Annotated in this window: 18 protein-coding genes; 11 read left to right on the forward strand and 7 right to left on the reverse strand. The window is 42.9% G+C overall.

Annotated features, from left to right (window positions below; genetic code table 11):
* Positions 1-290: 290 nt before the first annotated feature.
* The gene (locus HCZ91_RS10840) at positions 291-1154 is read right to left on the reverse strand and encodes an SDR family NAD(P)-dependent oxidoreductase (RefSeq protein WP_179799393.1); all 864 of its coding nucleotides are present in this window, start codon (positions 1152-1154) and stop codon (positions 291-293) included.
* Between the two features lie 227 nt (positions 1155-1381).
* Between HCZ91_RS10840 and HCZ91_RS10845 the strand changes: the two genes are divergently transcribed.
* Entirely contained in the window at positions 1382-1654 is a 273-nt protein-coding gene (locus HCZ91_RS10845) for a type II toxin-antitoxin system HicB family antitoxin (RefSeq protein WP_179799394.1), read from the forward strand.
* Positions 1655-1786: 132 nt separating this feature from the next.
* On the opposite strand, the gene HCZ91_RS10850 is transcribed toward HCZ91_RS10845, so the two are convergent.
* Positions 1787-2968, reverse strand: a complete 1182-nt coding sequence (locus HCZ91_RS10850) for an MFS transporter (RefSeq protein WP_179799395.1) — start codon at positions 2966-2968, stop codon at positions 1787-1789.
* A gap of 265 nt (positions 2969-3233) precedes the next feature.
* On the opposite strand from HCZ91_RS10850, the gene HCZ91_RS10855 reads away from it, so the two are divergent.
* From HCZ91_RS10855 to HCZ91_RS13995, 3 genes are all read left to right on the forward strand, one after another.
* Entirely contained in the window at positions 3234-4613 is a 1380-nt protein-coding gene (locus tag HCZ91_RS10855) for a PLP-dependent aminotransferase family protein (protein WP_179799396.1), read from the forward strand.
* Positions 4614-4881: 268 nt separating this feature from the next.
* Positions 4882-5541 carry an EamA family transporter gene (locus tag HCZ91_RS10860; protein WP_257020048.1) on the forward strand — a complete coding sequence of 220 codons (660 nt, stop codon included), beginning with the start codon at positions 4882-4884 and terminating at the stop codon, positions 5539-5541.
* 76 nt (positions 5542-5617) lie between these two features.
* A complete protein-coding gene (locus HCZ91_RS13995) occupies positions 5618-5839 on the forward strand; it encodes an EamA family transporter (RefSeq protein WP_346342193.1) in 222 nt (73 codons plus the stop codon).
* A gap of 66 nt (positions 5840-5905) precedes the next feature.
* On the opposite strand, the gene HCZ91_RS10865 is transcribed toward HCZ91_RS13995, so the two are convergent.
* The 3 genes from HCZ91_RS10865 to HCZ91_RS10875 form a co-directional block, all read right to left on the reverse strand.
* Positions 5906-7033, reverse strand: coding sequence for a carboxypeptidase family protein (locus HCZ91_RS10865; protein WP_179799397.1), 1128 nt, complete (start codon positions 7031-7033; stop codon positions 5906-5908).
* Between the two features lie 379 nt (positions 7034-7412).
* A complete protein-coding gene (locus HCZ91_RS10870; RefSeq protein WP_179799398.1) occupies positions 7413-8960 on the reverse strand; it encodes an ATP-binding protein in 1548 nt (515 codons plus the stop codon).
* A gap of 1 nt (position 8961) precedes the next feature.
* Positions 8962-9684, reverse strand: coding sequence for a heavy metal response regulator transcription factor (locus HCZ91_RS10875; RefSeq protein ID WP_057760064.1), 723 nt, complete (start codon positions 9682-9684; stop codon positions 8962-8964).
* 195 nt (positions 9685-9879) lie between these two features.
* Here HCZ91_RS10875 and HCZ91_RS10880 point away from each other — a divergent pair, with 195 nt between their 5' ends.
* The 6 genes from HCZ91_RS10880 to HCZ91_RS10905 all read left to right on the forward strand — a co-directional run bounded on the left by HCZ91_RS10880 (position 9880) and on the right by HCZ91_RS10905 (position 15053).
* Complete coding sequence (locus HCZ91_RS10880; RefSeq protein ID WP_227522875.1) at positions 9880-10176, forward strand: hypothetical protein; 297 nt, start codon at positions 9880-9882, stop codon at positions 10174-10176.
* A gap of 194 nt (positions 10177-10370) precedes the next feature.
* Entirely contained in the window at positions 10371-10964 is a 594-nt protein-coding gene (locus HCZ91_RS10885) for a cytochrome c (RefSeq protein WP_179799399.1), read from the forward strand.
* A 155-nt stretch (positions 10965-11119) separates the two neighbouring features.
* A complete protein-coding gene (locus HCZ91_RS10890; RefSeq protein ID WP_179799400.1) occupies positions 11120-11755 on the forward strand; it encodes a DUF411 domain-containing protein in 636 nt (211 codons plus the stop codon).
* Positions 11756-11874: 119 nt separating this feature from the next.
* Positions 11875-13575 carry a copper resistance system multicopper oxidase gene (locus HCZ91_RS10895; RefSeq protein WP_218870164.1) on the forward strand — a complete coding sequence of 567 codons (1701 nt, stop codon included), beginning with the start codon at positions 11875-11877 and terminating at the stop codon, positions 13573-13575.
* 25 nt (positions 13576-13600) lie between these two features.
* Positions 13601-14542 (forward strand): copper resistance protein B, encoded by a 942-nt coding sequence (locus HCZ91_RS10900; RefSeq protein ID WP_179799401.1) that lies wholly within the window; start codon positions 13601-13603, stop codon positions 14540-14542.
* A 43-nt stretch (positions 14543-14585) separates the two neighbouring features.
* Positions 14586-15053, forward strand: coding sequence for a DUF305 domain-containing protein (locus HCZ91_RS10905; protein ID WP_257020049.1), 468 nt, complete (start codon positions 14586-14588; stop codon positions 15051-15053).
* Between the two features lie 35 nt (positions 15054-15088).
* Here HCZ91_RS10905 and HCZ91_RS10910 read toward each other — a convergent pair whose 3' ends face one another.
* Both HCZ91_RS10910 and HCZ91_RS10915 read right to left on the reverse strand, forming a co-directional pair.
* Positions 15089-15310 (reverse strand): hypothetical protein, encoded by a 222-nt coding sequence (locus HCZ91_RS10910; RefSeq protein WP_179799402.1) that lies wholly within the window; start codon positions 15308-15310, stop codon positions 15089-15091.
* Between the two features lie 171 nt (positions 15311-15481).
* Positions 15482-16609, reverse strand: coding sequence for an alkene reductase (locus HCZ91_RS10915; RefSeq protein ID WP_346342194.1), 1128 nt, complete (start codon positions 16607-16609; stop codon positions 15482-15484).
* A gap of 186 nt (positions 16610-16795) precedes the next feature.
* Here HCZ91_RS10915 and HCZ91_RS10920 point away from each other — a divergent pair, with 186 nt between their 5' ends.
* The gene (locus tag HCZ91_RS10920) at positions 16796-17680 is read left to right on the forward strand and encodes a LysR family transcriptional regulator (protein WP_179799404.1); all 885 of its coding nucleotides are present in this window, start codon (positions 16796-16798) and stop codon (positions 17678-17680) included.
* The last annotated feature ends 50 nt before the right edge of the window (positions 17681-17730 follow it).

Genomic DNA, 17730 nt, shown 5'->3' on the forward strand with positions numbered 1-17730 from the left:
ATAATATTGTATCCTGTTTTAATAAGAAAGTTTTTAATAATAAAATTTGGAAATGTAGTTAGGGCGTGTCTTCAATTCACTCGATAGTTATCTAAATGGGCTAAAAATAGCTAAATTTTGCCAAACATCGTCAAATCGCTGGTTAATATCCCGATATTATCTGCACCATTTTCCTCGCTTGACGGTAATTTATCTCATTTTTATCACCATTTTTGAAATGAAGACACGCCCTAGTAATGGTTTAATTGTTCGAAATTTATTAATGCCGCTAAATATAAATCTTACGCATCTTATGCAAAAATTGACTGCAATACTGTCTGAGTCTGCTGCTCAAGCTCTGCAATGGCTGCTTGGTTTAGAGCATCAGCATGTGGTCGACCAAATGCCCCTCTTGCATCGCCATGTGTGCCATCTGTTATATCGTTATCAAAGTATTTACCAGTATCATCAGCGAACTCATCCGAGATGGCCAACTCCGTTAGGATATTTGCGCCTTTGTCCGCTGATGACCAATACTGACCATAAGCCTCATCGACCATTTTTGTGTTCAGCAGCGAGCCTGGATTGACGGCGATGACATTGATATCGTTGCTAGCGACTGTGTCTGCTAATGCCATACTCCATATCGTGAGTGCTAGCTTACTTTGGGCATAAGTATCCTTATCATCGAGGCGGGTCTGGCCTGCAAATGCTTGATAAGATATTGACGCTTGCGCAGCTGAGCTTAAGTTCACGATACGCGCTTGATTAGACTGCTTGAGCAAAGGTAATAAAGCATTGGTCAGCTCATAAGGCGCTAGGTAATTGACTACGAAACGTACATCCAAACCGTCTTTAGTCATTGCTGATGAAGTAGTATAAATCCCTGCGTTATTTATGAGAACATCAAGCTTTGGCAGTTTTTCATTGACGTCTTCTGCCATCTTTAGCACATCCGTTAGATCAGAAAAATCAGCCACAAACCCATCAATATTATCTACTGCTGCGCCTGTCGCGACTGCTTGAACTTCTGCAATGACGCTGGCAAGCTTGTCAGCATCGCGGCCATGTAAATATACTTGGTGCCCAGCTTCTGCCAGTTTTAGCGCTGCCAATTTGCCAATGCCATCTGTGCTGCCAGTAATTAAAATTGTTTTAGTTGTATTCAGAGTCATAAACCGCCCTTATTGTTTGAATTATCGTTTCAGTTTTGGATACCTGTTCTATTTTATCCATCGTGATAGCACCCATTGTAATGAAAGTGTTGTGCTTCAAACAGTAGCCATCACCTAAAACACTTTCAATATAATTTTGAAAGTGAGTTATATTTAAGAGGTTATGTAGAGCATTATCTAAGCGATTTGCAGTTATACTTAGGTTCAAACTTCATGAGGAATGTTAAATGCAGTATCCCATAGCAATTGCGCCAAGTAATGAAACAACAGCTTATGGCATATTTATCCCAGACATAGTGGGTTGCTATTCAGCCAGCGATGAACGTGCAGATATCTTTAATAATGCTAAAGAAGCGATTATGCTCCATCTAAAAGGATTAATAGAAGATGGCGAAGCCATTTCTCTACCTACCGATAGTACTAGACATAAAGATAATCTAGATTTTGAAAGAATGGATTGGGCAGTAGTAGATATTCAGATACATGAGCTATATGAATGACATCAAAGAACCACTCATGCCTTTCAGATATAATAAATAAACTAAAAAAATTCATATAACAAAAAGGACAAGTAATCTAATCATGAAAAATTGAAAAGATAATGGATAGAAAATTGCATTATCAATCTTATTTTAAGACACGCTATGCAAATTGGCGTTCGAACGACGTCCAATTCTCAATATAGGCTGGCTAGCAAATAAGACAATCACACCAACTAATGAAAACACACCAAAGGCGTAGAATGCAGTAGCAGCCCCATACCGATCCACAATCAAACCAGTAAAGATGACGGGTACACTAAGCCCTATATATGCCATCAGAAAATAGCCTGCACTTGCACGTGCCTGCTCATTTCCAGCAGATTTTGCGACTCCTAACATACCGCCTAAATAGACAAAGCCATAGCAACTAGTACTGGCCAAAAATGCCGCCAAAAGAATCACTGGTAGATTGGCATTCAACGTCCCCCAAGCCAATAAAGCATAAGCCGGTAGTAAGATCAGAAGACCAAGCTTGCTTGAAACTTGAGGGTCAAGCTTTCGGGCGATTGGCTGAACGATCAATCCACAACTGATGGCTAACATAGAGGATACCCCTGCATACTTAGCCAGTCCATGCGTGGCCAGCACTGAGGGAATAACTGATAATACCAATCCTGTCGTCGCCCAACAAATCAAAATACCGCTGCCATACCAAATGACCTCACGGTTAAAATAAGGTAGCCGTAGCATAGAGGTGGGCAAATTAGTGCGTTTAGGTGCTGTCTCTGGTAATTGATATAACAAAAACATAGCGAACAGCCCACTCGCTAGCAGTAAGAAAAAACTGGCTGGCTGATCGGTTTCATAAAACATCAAAGAAACTGTCGTCAATACAGGGCCAAGACCAAAACCTATCGTTGTACTGGCCGTCACCCACGCTGTCGCACGCATCGTATCTGTTGAGCCGAGCAGCTCAATCATATAGGCAGTCGCCGTCGCAGCCATTAGAGCTGTTCCCACACCCAGTATGAATCGCGCTAATGCTAGCGCTCGCGTGTACGGATAAAACAACATAAGAGCCGTTGCTGCTACCGATAGTGCCAAAGAGATTAAAATCACCTTACGTCGTCCGATCCGATCCGACAACCCACCGAAAGCTAATAATACAGGTATGACGCCTAATACATAAAAGGAAAACGCTATCGTAGTTGCTAGTACACCATAGCCATCATTGTGTGCATAGACGGCATAAAGTGGGCCTTGGATATTGACACTTGTCGTTATCACGCATAAGGCAAAGGCCAGATATTTATTATATTTTTTAGTGGTCATATATCGCTGCTTGTTGAATAATAATCGCTGAATTGACTGAGGTTAGTGTGATTCACAGTAGAATGACACCTACCTCCACATCGTTTACGTTCAATTATTAAAACAAAAGTACAGTAGGTTATCTATATATAATACAGTACAATTAGACAGAACTGTTTGGTCTATAAAACCCATACAGTTGGGATATCCTACTCATATATCGTCATAGCTGTAACCTTGAGATAAGACCTTCATAAAAGCCGCCTTACCAAAAATTGTAAAAAATATGAATAAGAAACTAACACGTATCGAAATTGTCATGGCTGACATAAAAGAGAAAATAGCGACCGTTATCTACATGCCAGAGTCGCGACTACCCTCCGTCCGTGCCGCTGCCAAAGATTATGGGTTCTCGCCATCTACCGTGGTTGAAGCCTATGAGCGCCTGCAAACTGAGGGCTTTATTTACTCTCGGCCTGGTGCAGGGTTCTATGTGGCAGAGACGACAGCGCCGCTATCATTGACAGATATAGCACCAAAAATTGATCGAGTGGTAGATCCATTGTGGGTATCGCGGCAGTCGCTGGAGCCACCCGATGGTGCACTAAAGCCAGGCTGCGGCTGGTTGCCAGCGGACTGGCTGTTTGAGGCAGGTATACGCCGTGGTTTGCGAAATGTAGCAAAAGCTGACGCGTCCATTATCAGTGAGTATGCAACGCCGCTAGGACTGTTAGCATTGCGTCAACTAATCACGCGGCGTATGGCAGGATTGAATATCAATGCAGAACCATCACAGGTCATATTGACGGATTCCGGCACTCAAGCGATAGATTTGATTTTTCGATTTTTGCTGACACCAGGCGATACGGTTGTCGTCGATGATCCTTGTTATTTTAACTTTCGAGCACAGCTGCTTGCCCATCGGGTCAAAGTAGTTGGCGTCCCTTATACGCCAAATGGGCCAGATGTAAAGGCCTTTGCAGCGATTTTAGATGAGCATAAGCCGCGCCTGTACATCACCAATGCTGCCATTCACAATCCTACGGGCGCAACGTTATCACCTGCTACGGCATACCGTGTATTACAATTGGCTCAGGCTGCTGGTTTGTACATCATCGAAGACGATATTTTTGCAGATTTTGAAGTCAAGCCTGCGGCGAGATTGGCGGCTTTGGATGGGTTATCACGCGTATTCTATATCGGCAGTTTTTCTAAAACGTTATCCGCATCCCTACGCTGTGGTTATATTGCAGCGCCTACAGAATGGGTTGAGAGTTTGGTAGATTTAAAGATAGCGACTGGCTTTGGTGGCAGTCAGTTAGCAGCGGCAGTTGTGTTCTCAGCGTTGACTGATAGCGGCTACCGTAAGCATATGAATGATATCCATACTCGGCTGGCAAGCGCGCGTACTCATACGCTACCACGATTGGCTAAATTAGGCATCGTACCGTGGCTGCTCCCACAAGCAGGTATGTTCCTATGGTGCCGATTACCTGAGAATAATAATGCGACCGAATTGGCCAATCGCTGCTTATCACAGGGTGTGGTATTGGCGCCGGGTAATGTTTTTAGCCAATCGGACAATGCTGAGAACTTTATGCGGTTCAATGTGGCGCAAATGAGTCATTCAAAAGTTTTCGAGGTATTGGCTCAATCGTTAGACTGACCAATCAGAAATTTATATATTCATTCCACTATTATAAAAGTATTACAGCGTTAACCTCGCTTGAAGTATCAAATGTACATCTATACTCGGTTGCCTTGTACTACTTTTAAATTGAATCGACTATAGTGCTAGTACCGTCCTATTATATAGTGACCTTTCGACTATAACTCTAAGTCTAAATATCAGCCAAACACAATCAAATCTAATCACTTCCGACAACGGATAATAACCCTCTAGGATAGCTCATATATCCCCTATATATACTGCATTGGCTGTACTGGTTACCTTTATCTGGGGCGTAAATTTTACTTTTATTGCGTGGGGTCTTGAGAGCTTTCCGCCACTGATGCTTACCGCCCTGCGTTTTTTCTTTACTGCTGTGCCACTGGTTTTGTTTCTAAAGCCGCCTAAACTCAACCGTACCCTGTTTATTTATGCCATCGGTACATTTGTCATGCAGTATGCCTTTGTCTTTACAGCGATGCATCTGGGTTCATCCCCGGGGCTGACGGCACTACTGCTACAAATTCAGATTTTTATCACGGTATTGCTAGCATACTTTATATTGGGCGAAGCAGTCAGCCGTATGCAAATCGTCGGTATGTTGGTCGGTGTACTAGGACTCAGCGTGATTGCGTTAAACCTTGGCGGTGATATGCCTTTGGCAGGGTTCATCTGTATTTTGATTGCGGCCATCGGTTGGAGCTTTGGTAATATTGCATCCAAGCAAGCATCAAAACAGGCTTCAGAAAAAGTGTTAGAAAAAGCATCAGAGCAAATGGCTCTAAAGGCGACGCAGCAAGGAACAAGGGTATCTGTTGCTACATCTAGCACTGGAAAAAATAAAGCCTCTGCTCTGTCTGCGCTAGCGCTGGTAGTCTGGGGCGGTCTCATTGCTTGCGTGATGTTAACGATATCTTATATTTGAGACTGATGCATGGCAGCTGGAGACGTTTACTGAAGCATCACTCAAGTCTTGGCTCTCACTTGGGTTTATCGTCTATATCTCAACCTTAATTGGCTTTGGCCTGTGGGCACACTTACTCAGTCAAAATACCGCCTCCAAAGTTATGCCGTTTGCGCTATTAGTGCCCGTATTCGGTATGGTGACCTCAGTACTACTCACAGGAGAAGTGGTGACGTGGTGGAAGATGCTGGCCATGATGTTGATCTTATCAGGGCTGTTATTGGCGAATGTGAAAATGAAAATGAAAAGAAGCTGCTAACGATGACCACTAAAACACTCGGCCATCATTAGCAGCTTTTTATTTTCTGCAGCTTTTTTTCTATAGTTATCGTAAGTCATCCACGACAGCTAGCATTGCTACCAGTGATGCTTCGCCTAATTTGATAGAACGCTCGGGTGACCAACCCATCTCTTCATCGGGTAGATTATCATTGTCTTTGAATGGCATCTCTAACGTATTAGCAAGACAATCAAAACGCTCTGCTACCCAATTGGTGGCAACGGTCATATTGGCAGCACCTGGTGCATCAATCTCATAGCCAATCTCAGACTGAAAATCAGCACTGGCTAACTTTAATACCTCTGAAAATTTATCACGTAGTACAGCGAGACGGTCACTGTAGCTTGGCGTCCCTTGTGAGCCAGCTAAGAATACATACGGCAATGCTTCATCGCCATGCACATCATAAAATAGATCCACGCCTGTCGCTTCCATTTTATTAATCACATGAAATACTTCAGGGCTTTTGTCTAAGCTTGGACTTTGCCATTCACGGTTTAAATTGGTTCCGGCAGCGTTAGTACGCAAGTGACCACGTACACTGCCATCAGGGTTCATATTAGGGACAATATAAAAGTTTGCCTTGTCTAACAACTGTTTGCCAGTCGCATTATCGCTATCTAACAAGCTATACAACAAACCCTCGATCAGCCATTCAGCCATCGTCTCACCTGGATGCTGACGAGCAGTAATCCATATATTGCGCTTGTGAGCAGCGCCGTCCCCGATTTTGACTAGGGTCAAGTCACGTTTATCAAGCGTTTCGCCTAGATGCTCTAACGTCACTAGCGGATGCACTTGCACGGCAGCCAATAAATCTTGATGACGCTCATAGCTGTAAGGGGCAAAGTACGCAATTTGAATGGTTTCACATTCTAACTCTGCCACGATGGTCAATTTGCCATCTTTATAAGAGGTTGGCAGACGGAACCAATGCTGACGATTATAAGAAGCCACCGCTTGGTAGTTCTCCCACCCTGCTAGATAAGAGGCCTCTCCTGCATTCAGAATATTGAGAACATACTGCTCCCCTATTTGACCTGACAAACGAAAGTTAAACCACTGAAAAAACTCGCCGCCAACATCTGGACGAATCGCTAATTGAATGTCTTTTTTGTCATCTGCATTAATAATGTCAATGTTGCCTGCATCAAAATTAGCTGTGATATGCATAGTCATTCCCTAATTGATTTTTATGATTGTGTTTTAAGTATTATGTTCGTTATCGACTTACTGTTCTACCTATTGCCTTGTAATAATCTCTAGCTTTATATTGGGCACTAGACATACATTTACTTGGTCATTACCAGCTCGTTTTCAAGGCAACCATCTATCAAATTTATCTATTCAGATTGAATATCTATCGTTGACTAGGGCGTGTCCTCAATTCAATCGACAGTCATCTAAATGAGTTAAAAATGGCTAAATCTTGCCAAACGGTGTCAAATAGCTGACTAATATCTCGATATTAGTCAGCTATTTTCCTTGTTTGACTGCGATTTATCTCATTTTTATCACCATTTTTAAAATGAGGACACGCCCTACTAAAAGATTAAACCTCCGCCAATAACTCGACACTCACTTGAAAGCAATCATCGTCCTTTATAGTAATACTGACGTTACCGTTATGCGCCCCAACGATAGACTGTACGATAGATAGAACCAAACCTGTTCCTGTATGGCGATCTATTGTTTTGTGATGTCGATAAAAGCGCTCAAACAACTTATCTGCCTCACTTTGTGTCAACGGCTCATCTAATTGGTTGGTGATGGTCATTCGTAAAACGGCTTGTTTTGATTGCTGAAAACTGGTTATCGTTGTGCCCACTATCTCATCTGAGATTACTCTATCTGCACTAATGGTTATAACGCTATCTTGAGCAGCATAATAAACCGCATTCGATATCAGATTAGCAAAGAGCCTTTGTAATAAACTTTTATCCCCTAAGACAGCGCTGAAATCACCTTTGGTTTCAATAGCGATACCTCGGTCTTCTGCAATCATTTCGTAGTAATCAACGAGCTTGGTGATTAAACTGTCCGTATCCACATGACTGATTTGCGAGTCACTCAATCCTTTTTGGGTTTTTGCCAGCAGCAACATATTATTTATCATGGCCGACAGCTGCTCTAACGTGTCATGTTGATGGTGTAGCTGCTCAATGTATTCATCACCCGCTCTCGGTTTGTTTAACATGACTTGCGTTTGCGTGCTGAGTGTCGCTATTGGAGTGCGCAGCTCATGGGCGATATTGTCTGAAAACCGTGACAATGATTCAAAATTACTTTCAAGCTTGGCCATCATTGAGTTGTAAGATTCTGCTAATGGTCGCAGCTCTAACGGCATATCGCTGACCGTGACTCTGTCATCCAATCTGTCAGGATTCATTGTTTTCATTTTTTGGACGATGGTCGCCAAAGGTGCAAAACCCCAGTACACACCCAATGCCGCTACTGATATGAGCAACAAGGTAATCGCGAACAAAATCATACTAAGCTGACGATTGAACTGTAATAAATACTGATGATGTACATCTATAGGCAATGCGATAAGCGCAAGCATTTTGTCATCTTCAATGACCATTGCTCGATAGTATCGGCTGTTGATATTCATCACAAACTGTTGCTTATCATTATCTTGTTTCAGTGATGACAGATTAAACCCTTCCCCTAGCTCTTGAGCAAAGTTATTGGGTGTACTAGACAGTATCTGCCCCTCTTTATTAGCGATAATGGTTTTTAGATCGTAATCTAGCCAAGAAGAATGCTGATGATCAGTTTCATCTGATATCACTGCGGTAGAAGTATCTCCATCAGGCATTACGTCAGGTGCCGCTCTTAGCAGCTGTTGACTATTCAATGGATATTGAGAGCTTGGTAGGGTTTGGGAAGTTATAAGGCTACTAGGTTCTACCACTCGCTTACGTAGGTTAAAAGCCGCATGGGTCATAATCTCAGCGTCCATTTGCTCGAAATGGCCTTTAACAGAACGCTGTATCCATATATAAATAATAACCTGCGATATAACAACAAATATTGTGAGCAATAGCACAGTACGCCATAATAGTGGTAAACGCCGATTATCAAACCTATATTTCATATTAGACATTGCCAGCTTCGTGAGATGGTTTACTATCAAGCGCCGTATCGACAGCTTCTAACCGATAGCCCATCCCGCGCACCGTATGAATCAGCTTTGCGTCATGATCATCGTCTATTTTTATACGAAGACGCCTTATCGCCACATCAATCACATTGGTATCATTTTCAAAGTTCATATCCCATACTTGGGAAGCGATGATTGAGCGTGGAAGCACTTCACCGCGGCGTTCTAATAAAAACTGTAGTAAGGAAAACTCTTTTGCCGTGAGCTTAATAGGCTTATCTCCTCTATGCACCGTGCGCTTACCAATGTCCATCTTGAGATCCGCTATTTGCATAATCGTACTTTGATAGTCGGCTTGATTGGCACGTCGTAATAAGCTTTTCATCCTGACGATCAATTCTGCAAAGGCAAAAGGCTTGGTCAAATAATCATCACCACCAATCTCAATCCCTTTTATCTTGTCACTCAAGTCATCTTTTGCGGTTAGAAATAACACAGGTGTATGCTTGCCAGCCGCTCGGTAATTACGCACCAGCTCAAAGCCACTAACGTCAGGTAGCATCACATCCATCAATATCACGCTAAATTCTTCCGTCATCAATGCATGGTAGCCATCTAGTCCTGTTAGCTGATGATCCACGATAAACCCAGCTTCGGTTAAGCCTTTTTTTATATACTCACCAAGCTTCAATTCATCTTCTACCAGCAGCACTTTCATAATAGCTTCCCATATACCTTTCACGCTTACCTAGCATAGTAAAGCATAACCCCACTTTGAACATCAAAAAATCTCAAGATGACAGAATTGTAATCTTACCGTCATCTCTCTGTCAGAATCACTAAAGTATGCTTTAAAGTAACTTAATATCTTAAAGTCTTTTCGACTACATACCAATTTAAATAAGGATTTACCATGTCATTATTCAAACCAATGCCACTGCTCAAATCAATGCCACTTTCTAAATCAATCGTAGCAACTGCTATAGCCTTAGTTGTTTCAACCTCTGCGTTGGCACACGATCCCAAAATGCACGCTGAAAAAGACCAAATGAACTGTGAGAAAATGCAAAAGCATATGCAGATGATGCAAAAAATGGATCATAGCAAAATGGATATGAATGATCCTGCTATGAAAGCCATGATGGCTAACATGAGCAAAATGAAAGCGATGTACCAAAAGCACTGTGTGAGCAGCGATAGCGACTCTTAAATATCAATTTATAAGTTCAATACTATAGTCAGTTCAATATAATTTCAATACAAGGAAACCGAGTGCAAGTTATACATTAGTATGCTTAGCGAGGATGACGCTGTAGCGGATTTATATAGACTTGACTATATTGTCAGAGAAGCTGATCAAGCAGTAATGGAATATTAAAGAAAATGGATTTTTAGGACAAACCTATGAAGTTTTTACTAGGAATACTGTTTACTGTCTTTGTCGCTATTACGGGTATTTTTATTACGGTGACTAGCGGCATGATAAATATCGGTGCTGATCGAGCTCATAGTCCGCTGGTTTACAATTTTTTAGAAACTGCCCGCACACGCTCAATTGAACATGCCAGTAAGAATATTTTGGTTCCCAATTTAAAGAAGGCAGAAATGATCAGCTCGGGCGGTGCAGATTACAAAGATATGTGTGCTGGCTGTCATTTGTCTCCTGGCGTCAACAGCACAGATTTAAATAGCGGTATGTACCCAAAGCCTACTAACTTTACTGAGGCGGATATCGTTAAGCGCTATCAAAACGAGGCTGGTGCCAGACAAAGCTTTTGGGCGATTAAACATGGCATTATGGCGTCTGGCATGCCCGCTTGGGGCGCTACTCACGATGATGACAGAATATGGGCGATGGTTGCTTTTATTAGATCGTTACCTGACTTAAATGAAAACCAGTACACCATGCTAACGACTCGGTTAGACGATAGTATGTTGGATATGTCATTTGATGGTGAGATGGATATGTCAGGTGATGGATCCGGCATGCAACATTGATTTTTTGTACAAAATGCAGTGCTCAATAGTGCTGCTTTTTGCGATTTGAGTTTTAAGCTTTGCTAGCACTATTTTGTCCAGTGCTATTTTATCCAGTGATGTGGCTCTAATTTTTATAATATTTAATCGTCAGACAGACGCTCGGGAGTGGTTTTATGAGACGCTATACTAATAGATTTATTAATGAACATAATCTGATATCTGGCCGTGTGCTCTCGGCGATCGTGGTATTGTCGTTATCGTTAACGATTGCCGCTTGTAGTCAACCTAACTCCGCTGCTGCTGACTCAACACCAGCGACTGAGCCAACTGTTGCTACGCACACGGAGCAACCAACAGCTGAAATAATGCCAGTCAGCGCTCCTTCAGATACCCAATCAACTATCCTAAAAAATATCTCAGCCACCGTCTATAAAGATGCCAATTGTGGCTGCTGCAAAGAATGGGTCGGTTATGCCGAAGGTCATGGTTTAAACGCAACTGCACAGAATGTCGAAGACGTGTCCTTGTTTAAAGAGCGATACAGCGTACCGCAGCAAATGCGCTCTTGCCATACCACCGTCACTACTGATGGCTACGTATTCGAAGGTCATGTCCCTGCAAAGTATATGGCGCAGTTCCTAAAAAACCCGCCAAGTGATGCGATCGGACTTGCTGTACCGAGCATGCCAGTCGGTAGCCCAGGTATGGAATACCAAGATAAATCTATGCCATATAAAGTGATGCAGCTTAACAAAGATGGCTCAACAGCTATTTATGCAATTATTGACACACCGCAGCAGCAAATCTAGCTTGGTTGTCGTTTAAATAGCTTATTCAGCTCTGTTAATAAGCGGCCAAAGACATAGGCTTGGCTGATAAACATATAGACTCAACTCTCACTTTATGGATATAAATCAGGTGAATAATTATGAACAAAACTATGCTTAACCGCAGGCGTTTTTTGACAGGATCTTCTACCTTGTTAGGGGCATCCATGCTGTCCACCCTACCGTCTATTGCCAATAGTGCGCTCGGTAAAGGCCAGCAGAATGTAGCCATCAACAGTGATAAATCTGACCATATCGTACCTATCCTAACCGGTAATGAGTTTGACCTGTATGTCAGCAAGAAGCCCGTTACTGTCAATGGCAAGTCGAGTATGGCAACACTGATTAATGACTCATTGCCAGCACCAACGCTAAAGATGCAAGAAGGCGATACAGTAACTATCCGTGTTCATAACCAAATGAATGAGTCAACCTCTATTCATTGGCATGGCTTGCTCGTACCTTTTGAGATGGATGGGGTACCAGGTATCAGTTTCGATGGCATTCCCGCGAACAGCACCTTTACTTATAAATTCAAACTTAAACAATCAGGCACTTATTGGTATCACTCTCATAGTGGTTTTCAAGAGCAAACCGGTATGCTTGGTGCTATCGTCATTGAACCCAAAGGCCGTGAGCGTCATCCTATCGAAGAAGACCATGTAATCGTGCTGAGTGATTGGACACACCGCGATCCGCACAATCTCTTGAAGTTGCTCAAACAGCGCGCTGACTTTGATAACTATCATTTGCCGGATTTCAAAAAGCTATTGTCTGATATCGCAGCAACCGATCTAGAAGCCGCTTATGACAAGCGCAAAATGTGGAATCAGATGCGCATGATGCCGACGGATTTTACTGATTTATCTGGCGAAAAGACCTTTACCTATCTAATGAATGGTAAAACCACAGCGGCTAATTGGACACAACTAGTAAAAGCAGGACAGCCCGTTAAATTACGCTTTATCAATGCTTCAGCGCAAACCATTTTTGATGTGCGTATACCGGGTCTCAAGATAACTGTGGTAGCAACAGATGGTATTGATGTCGCACCCGTTGCGATTGATGATTTCCGCATTGGCGTGGCTGAGACCTATGATGTCATCGTCACGCCTACTCAAGACGCACATACGATATTTGCCCAAAATATCGATCGTTCAGGCTATGTTGCGACCACGCTTGCGACCAAAAAAGGTGCGCGAGCTGCCATACCGGCTATGGACAAGATCGAATGGTTGACCATGGCCGATATGATGGGTGCGATGGGTGATAAAGGCTACAAAGCAAAGCATGCTAAGACCGAGTATGACTTTAAATCTGATATGCGTGTCGACAGTCCACGTATGAACCTAGATGATCCCGGTATTAACCTGCGTAATATCAATCGTGACGTGCTGAATTATAGTCAGCTGCACTCTGTCGATGAGGCCATATTTGCAGAGCAGCGTAAGCCTACCCGAGAGATCGAGCTACATTTAACGGGTAACATGGAGCGCTATATTTGGGCGTTAGATGGTGTCATGTTTAAGGATGCAAAGCCTGTCAATATTAAACCTAACGAACGCGTGCGTATCACCTTAGTTAATGACACGATGATGAACCATCCTATGCACCTGCATGGTATGTGGAGCGACTTGCGCACGCCATCTGGAGACTTTCAGGTACGTAAACATACGATTGTGGTACAGCCTGCGCAAAAGATTAGCTTTGATGTGACAGGAGAGTTTGGACGATGGGCGTGGCATTGCCATCTGCTTTATCACATGGAAGCTGGCATGTTTAGAGAAGTTGCCGTCGTTTAACAAACCTTCGAATATGAGGCTTATTATGAAAATATCTAAGAAAAATCTGTCATTCATTGGTTTGTCATCGCTAGTCTTGCTCACATCATCGTTTGCAACGGCTGCTGATATGTCTGGTATGGATCATAGCGGCATGGATATGTCGAGTGATATGTCTGATATGAACCATAGCGGCATGGATATGTCGGGTGATATGTCTGATATGAACCATAGCGGCATGGATATGTCTGGTATGGATATGTCGGGCATGCAAGGTGGGCAGCCACCAGCTGATGCTCGCAGTCCAGACTATTCAAATGGGGTTCCCTACGGACAGTATGGTAAGCCAATGATGATGGGCAGCATGCCATTATGGGGAGTGTCAGTAGACGACTTGGGCTATCAGTTTGATGAAGACCAAATCAACTTTGAGGCGACGGGTTGGTATGGTACTGATAGCAATCGTATAAGACTACGCACGGAAGGTAGTGCTCAGACTAAAGATGATAAAGAAATCGATAGCTTAAGCTCCCTTGCCTATTGGAAACCACTAAGTATTTTTTGGAATGGTGAAGCTGGTGTCGCTTACGATACTGAAAACGACAACGCTGCCGTAATGGCAGGTATTGTCGGTACCGCGCCTTATTTTATAGAAACGGATGCGAGAGCCTACTTATATACCGATGGTCAACTTCGTCTTGATCTGGGCGCAGAGTACGAATGGCGTTTGGATCAGCATTGGGTAGTCATACCGGAGGTTGGACTGACTGCCTTTAGTAAAGATGACCATGATAATGGTATTACCAAAGGCTTTAATGAGATGGAAACTGAGGTCAGGCTGACTTACGAGACATTCAGTCGCCAGCTAGCTCCTTATGTAGGTGTTAGTTATGAGACAGCGCTTGGCAAGGCTCGTGGCCAACGACGTCAAGAAAATGAATCAGTTGATAGCAGTAGTTTGACTGCGGGGGTTAAATTCTGGTTTTAACTGTCTACCCATTTTAATTTAACAAAACAATGGAGGTCATATCATGGAAGCTGCTAAGCAAAAAAAGATGAACCCTTATGTAAAATTTACCTTAATGATTCTGACATCGACTGTCATCATGTATATCATGATGTACTTCAATACCTACCAGTGGGATCACATTTACTTTAGTGAAACCCGAGCTTATATGGCGCTATACATGGGTGCCGGTATGGCAGTCGTCATGTTGGCATTTATGACCGATATGTATAAGAAGACCAAGGTCAATTTGATGATCTATGGTCTAAGTGTATTGATGTTTGTAGTTGGTATTTGGGGCGTTAGATCTCAAGGGACTGTCGATCAAGTCGATTGGATGCAGGCGATGATACCGCATCACTCGATTGCCATTCTCACCAGTAGTCGCGCTGATATTGAAGATCCGCGTGTGCAACAGCTTGCTGATGATATTATAAAAGCTCAAAAACGTGAAATTGATGAAATGAAACAGTTGATTGATGAGCTTGAATAAGAGAATGGTGTACCAGTGAACGCTGCGAAAAGCGATTACTTTTTTCTGCTCAGACGCTCAATGACCCAGCCTGCTAGTGGGAAGGAAACTAGCTGTGTCAATGGAACGAGTATGATGGTTTCAATTAACACCACCACCGGTAGGCTTAAACCCTGAGTTATAGGCTTCAATAACGTCAATACGATTAGGAGCGTTGGATAAAGTCCGACATATCCTATCAATATGCGTATAAGTCTGTCTTTGGAATTCTGATTCATTGCCTACTACCTATTGATAAAACGATAAAAGAAAAACCTTTAAGCGACAAAAACAATAATTGTCGCTTAAAGATTGACTGTCTGTGAATATCCAACAAGTCACAAATTTATAAATGAAAATAAGGCCATTAGTATTAATGGCCTTATCTCAGTCACTGTTTATGTACTTTGCTATTCTTGATAGTAAGGATAATCACTGTAGCCCACATCAGTACCACCATACATCGTGGTAGGATCTACTTCATTCAATGGCCAGTTATTGGCAATACGCTCTGGCAGATCAGGATTAGCGATAAAAGGACGACCAAACGCGAATAAATCACCGTAGCCTTTTTCTAAAATGTTCACAGCTTTTTGTACCGTGTATTTGCCAGCATAAATAATACGTCCTGAAAATTCTTCCTTCACCGCTTGATAAAAAGTGTCTGGTAAATCAGGCGCATTATCCCAATCAGCTTCTGCAATTGACAAATAGGCGATGCCCGCTTGTTCAAGGACTTTAATCGCTTCAATATACGTATGATGGGGATCTGACTCTACCAATCCTAAATACACGCGTGTCTCATCCGTACTCGCAAACAAAGGCGCAAAACGCACACCTAAACGATCAGCACCGACCACATCACTGACAGCAGCCACGATTTCTTTTAAGAAGCGCAAACGATTGGTCAACGACCCACCATATTGATCATCACGGTGATTGGTGTGCTCAGAGATAAACTGATTGACCAAATAACCGTTAGCACAATGCAGCTCTACCCCATCAAAACCCGCCTCCAATGCATTGCGCGCAGCGGCCGCATACATCGTTACCAACTCACCAACTTCATCGGTACTGAGAGCGCGTGGCTCACTTGGATCAGCCAATGCACCTGCACCTGGACCTGTTTCAATAAATACTTTGACGTTATCAGCGGTAATATCAGACGGCCCTACCGGCTGAGCACCATTAGGCTGCAAGCTGGTGTGCGACACACGGCCTACATGCCAAAGCTGAGCAAAAATAATACCGCCTTTGTCATGTACTGCTTGCGTGACTTTTTTCCAACCTTCAACTTGGGCTGATGAATGGATACCTGGCGTCCAAGCATAACCTTGACCTCTTGGCTCAATCTGCGTACCTTCGGTCACCATAAAGCCTGCCGAGGCGCGCTGTGCATAATAGCTGGCCATTAAGTCATTAGGGATATTGTCAGGTTGCGTGCTACGAGAGCGTGTCAATGGCGGCATTACGATACGGTTTTTAAGCGTATAAGGCCCAAGTGCTACAGAGGAAAATAATGTCTTTGTATCTGGAATAGTTTGTGTCATAAGTATCTCTTTTAAAGCAGCTGATGGCTTATTATTGAATGTATTGAGCCTGTTTTAATGCTTAATAGCTCATTTAGTGGCTACTTAAGCAATGTTGGTCAGCATAGCGTTTTGCAGGTACAATTAGAAACAACCGTTTCTTGTTTAAGATACAATTATTAATGGTATGAAATTATGAATGGTATGAATCGGCTCGATATCAAGCAACTTAGAGTATTGCAGGCGCTACTTGATCTAAAAAACTTGTCGCAAGTCGCACGCAAAATGGGGCTGACCCAACAAGCCATCAGTGAGCAGTTACGCAAGTTACGTGAGGTGTTTGATGATCGTTTGTTTATCCGTCAAGGTAATAGTATGGTGGCAACGCCAAAAGCACTGTCGATGCGGCAACCGATTGACGATATATTAAAACAGTTAGAAATGTTGTTAGAGCCCGAGGTGTTTACGCCGCAAACCTATAAGGGTGTGTTTACGATTAGCGCAACTGACTATGCAACGCAGGCATTATTACCACAACTGTTTAATATAACGCGACGCAACGCACCAGATTTGAAGTTAATCGTACGTGATTTTGCCTCAGACAATATCAATCAGCTGATTGCAGCAGGCGAGCTTGATTTGTTGATTACCTTCCCTGAATTTATCCCTGATAACTTATCATATGTGACTTTATTTGAAGAGCAACATTTATGCGTGACGGGTTGTGAAAATACCTTTGCCACAGAGCCATTGACGCTGTCGCAAGTGGCTGCACACGCGCAGCTAGTCGTGTCACCCTCGCGTGCTAATTTACGCGGCTCTCATGATCAATGGTTTGCAGAAAAAGGTCTAAAACGAAATATTGTGATGTCGGTTCCTAGCTTTTCGGCTGTACCAGATATTTTGCACACGACTGACATGATTGCGTTTTATCCTTCGCGATTATTGCCGAGCAATAAGGTCAAAGAACTTGAGGTGGAAGCATTGCCGCCTACTTTTAAGGTCATCGCAGCATGGCATCCACGTACTGCTGACAGTGGCATACATCGTTGGTTAATCGAGCAATTACGAAATCTATAATAATTGACTTAGCTATAGCCAACTTTGAAACGACATCGAAAGTCTTTAAA

The sequence above is a fragment of the Psychrobacter sp. BI730 genome (assembly GCF_013414195.1).
GTDB lineage: Bacteria > Pseudomonadota > Gammaproteobacteria > Pseudomonadales > Moraxellaceae > Psychrobacter.

What these genes read in the sequence shown, in the direction of transcription:
- HCZ91_RS10865 (WP_179799397.1), bottom strand. Translation starts at nt 7,033, where the DNA reads ATGCATATCACAGCTAATTTTGATGCAGGCAACATTGACATTATTAAT.
- HCZ91_RS10920 (WP_179799404.1), top strand. Translation starts at nt 16,796, where the DNA reads ATGAATGGTATGAATCGGCTCGATATCAAGCAACTTAGAGTATTGCAG.
- HCZ91_RS10870 (WP_179799398.1), bottom strand. Translation starts at nt 8,960, where the DNA reads ATGAAATATAGGTTTGATAATCGGCGTTTACCACTATTATGGCGTACT.
- HCZ91_RS10875 (WP_057760064.1), bottom strand. Translation starts at nt 9,684, where the DNA reads ATGAAAGTGCTGCTGGTAGAAGATGAATTGAAGCTTGGTGAGTATATA.
- HCZ91_RS10900 (WP_179799401.1), top strand. Translation starts at nt 13,601, where the DNA reads ATGAAAATATCTAAGAAAAATCTGTCATTCATTGGTTTGTCATCGCTA.
- HCZ91_RS10885 (WP_179799399.1), top strand. Translation starts at nt 10,371, where the DNA reads ATGAAGTTTTTACTAGGAATACTGTTTACTGTCTTTGTCGCTATTACG.
- HCZ91_RS10890 (WP_179799400.1), top strand. Translation starts at nt 11,120, where the DNA reads ATGAGACGCTATACTAATAGATTTATTAATGAACATAATCTGATATCT.
- HCZ91_RS10895 (WP_218870164.1), top strand. Translation starts at nt 11,875, where the DNA reads ATGAACAAAACTATGCTTAACCGCAGGCGTTTTTTGACAGGATCTTCT.
- HCZ91_RS10850 (WP_179799395.1), bottom strand. Translation starts at nt 2,968, where the DNA reads ATGACCACTAAAAAATATAATAAATATCTGGCCTTTGCCTTATGCGTG.
- HCZ91_RS10905 (WP_257020049.1), top strand. Translation starts at nt 14,586, where the DNA reads ATGGAAGCTGCTAAGCAAAAAAAGATGAACCCTTATGTAAAATTTACC.
- HCZ91_RS10845 (WP_179799394.1), top strand. Translation starts at nt 1,382, where the DNA reads ATGCAGTATCCCATAGCAATTGCGCCAAGTAATGAAACAACAGCTTAT.
- HCZ91_RS10910 (WP_179799402.1), bottom strand. Translation starts at nt 15,310, where the DNA reads ATGAATCAGAATTCCAAAGACAGACTTATACGCATATTGATAGGATAT.
- HCZ91_RS10840 (WP_179799393.1), bottom strand. Translation starts at nt 1,154, where the DNA reads ATGACTCTGAATACAACTAAAACAATTTTAATTACTGGCAGCACAGAT.
- HCZ91_RS10880 (WP_227522875.1), top strand. Translation starts at nt 9,880, where the DNA reads ATGTCATTATTCAAACCAATGCCACTGCTCAAATCAATGCCACTTTCT.
- HCZ91_RS10855 (WP_179799396.1), top strand. Translation starts at nt 3,234, where the DNA reads ATGAATAAGAAACTAACACGTATCGAAATTGTCATGGCTGACATAAAA.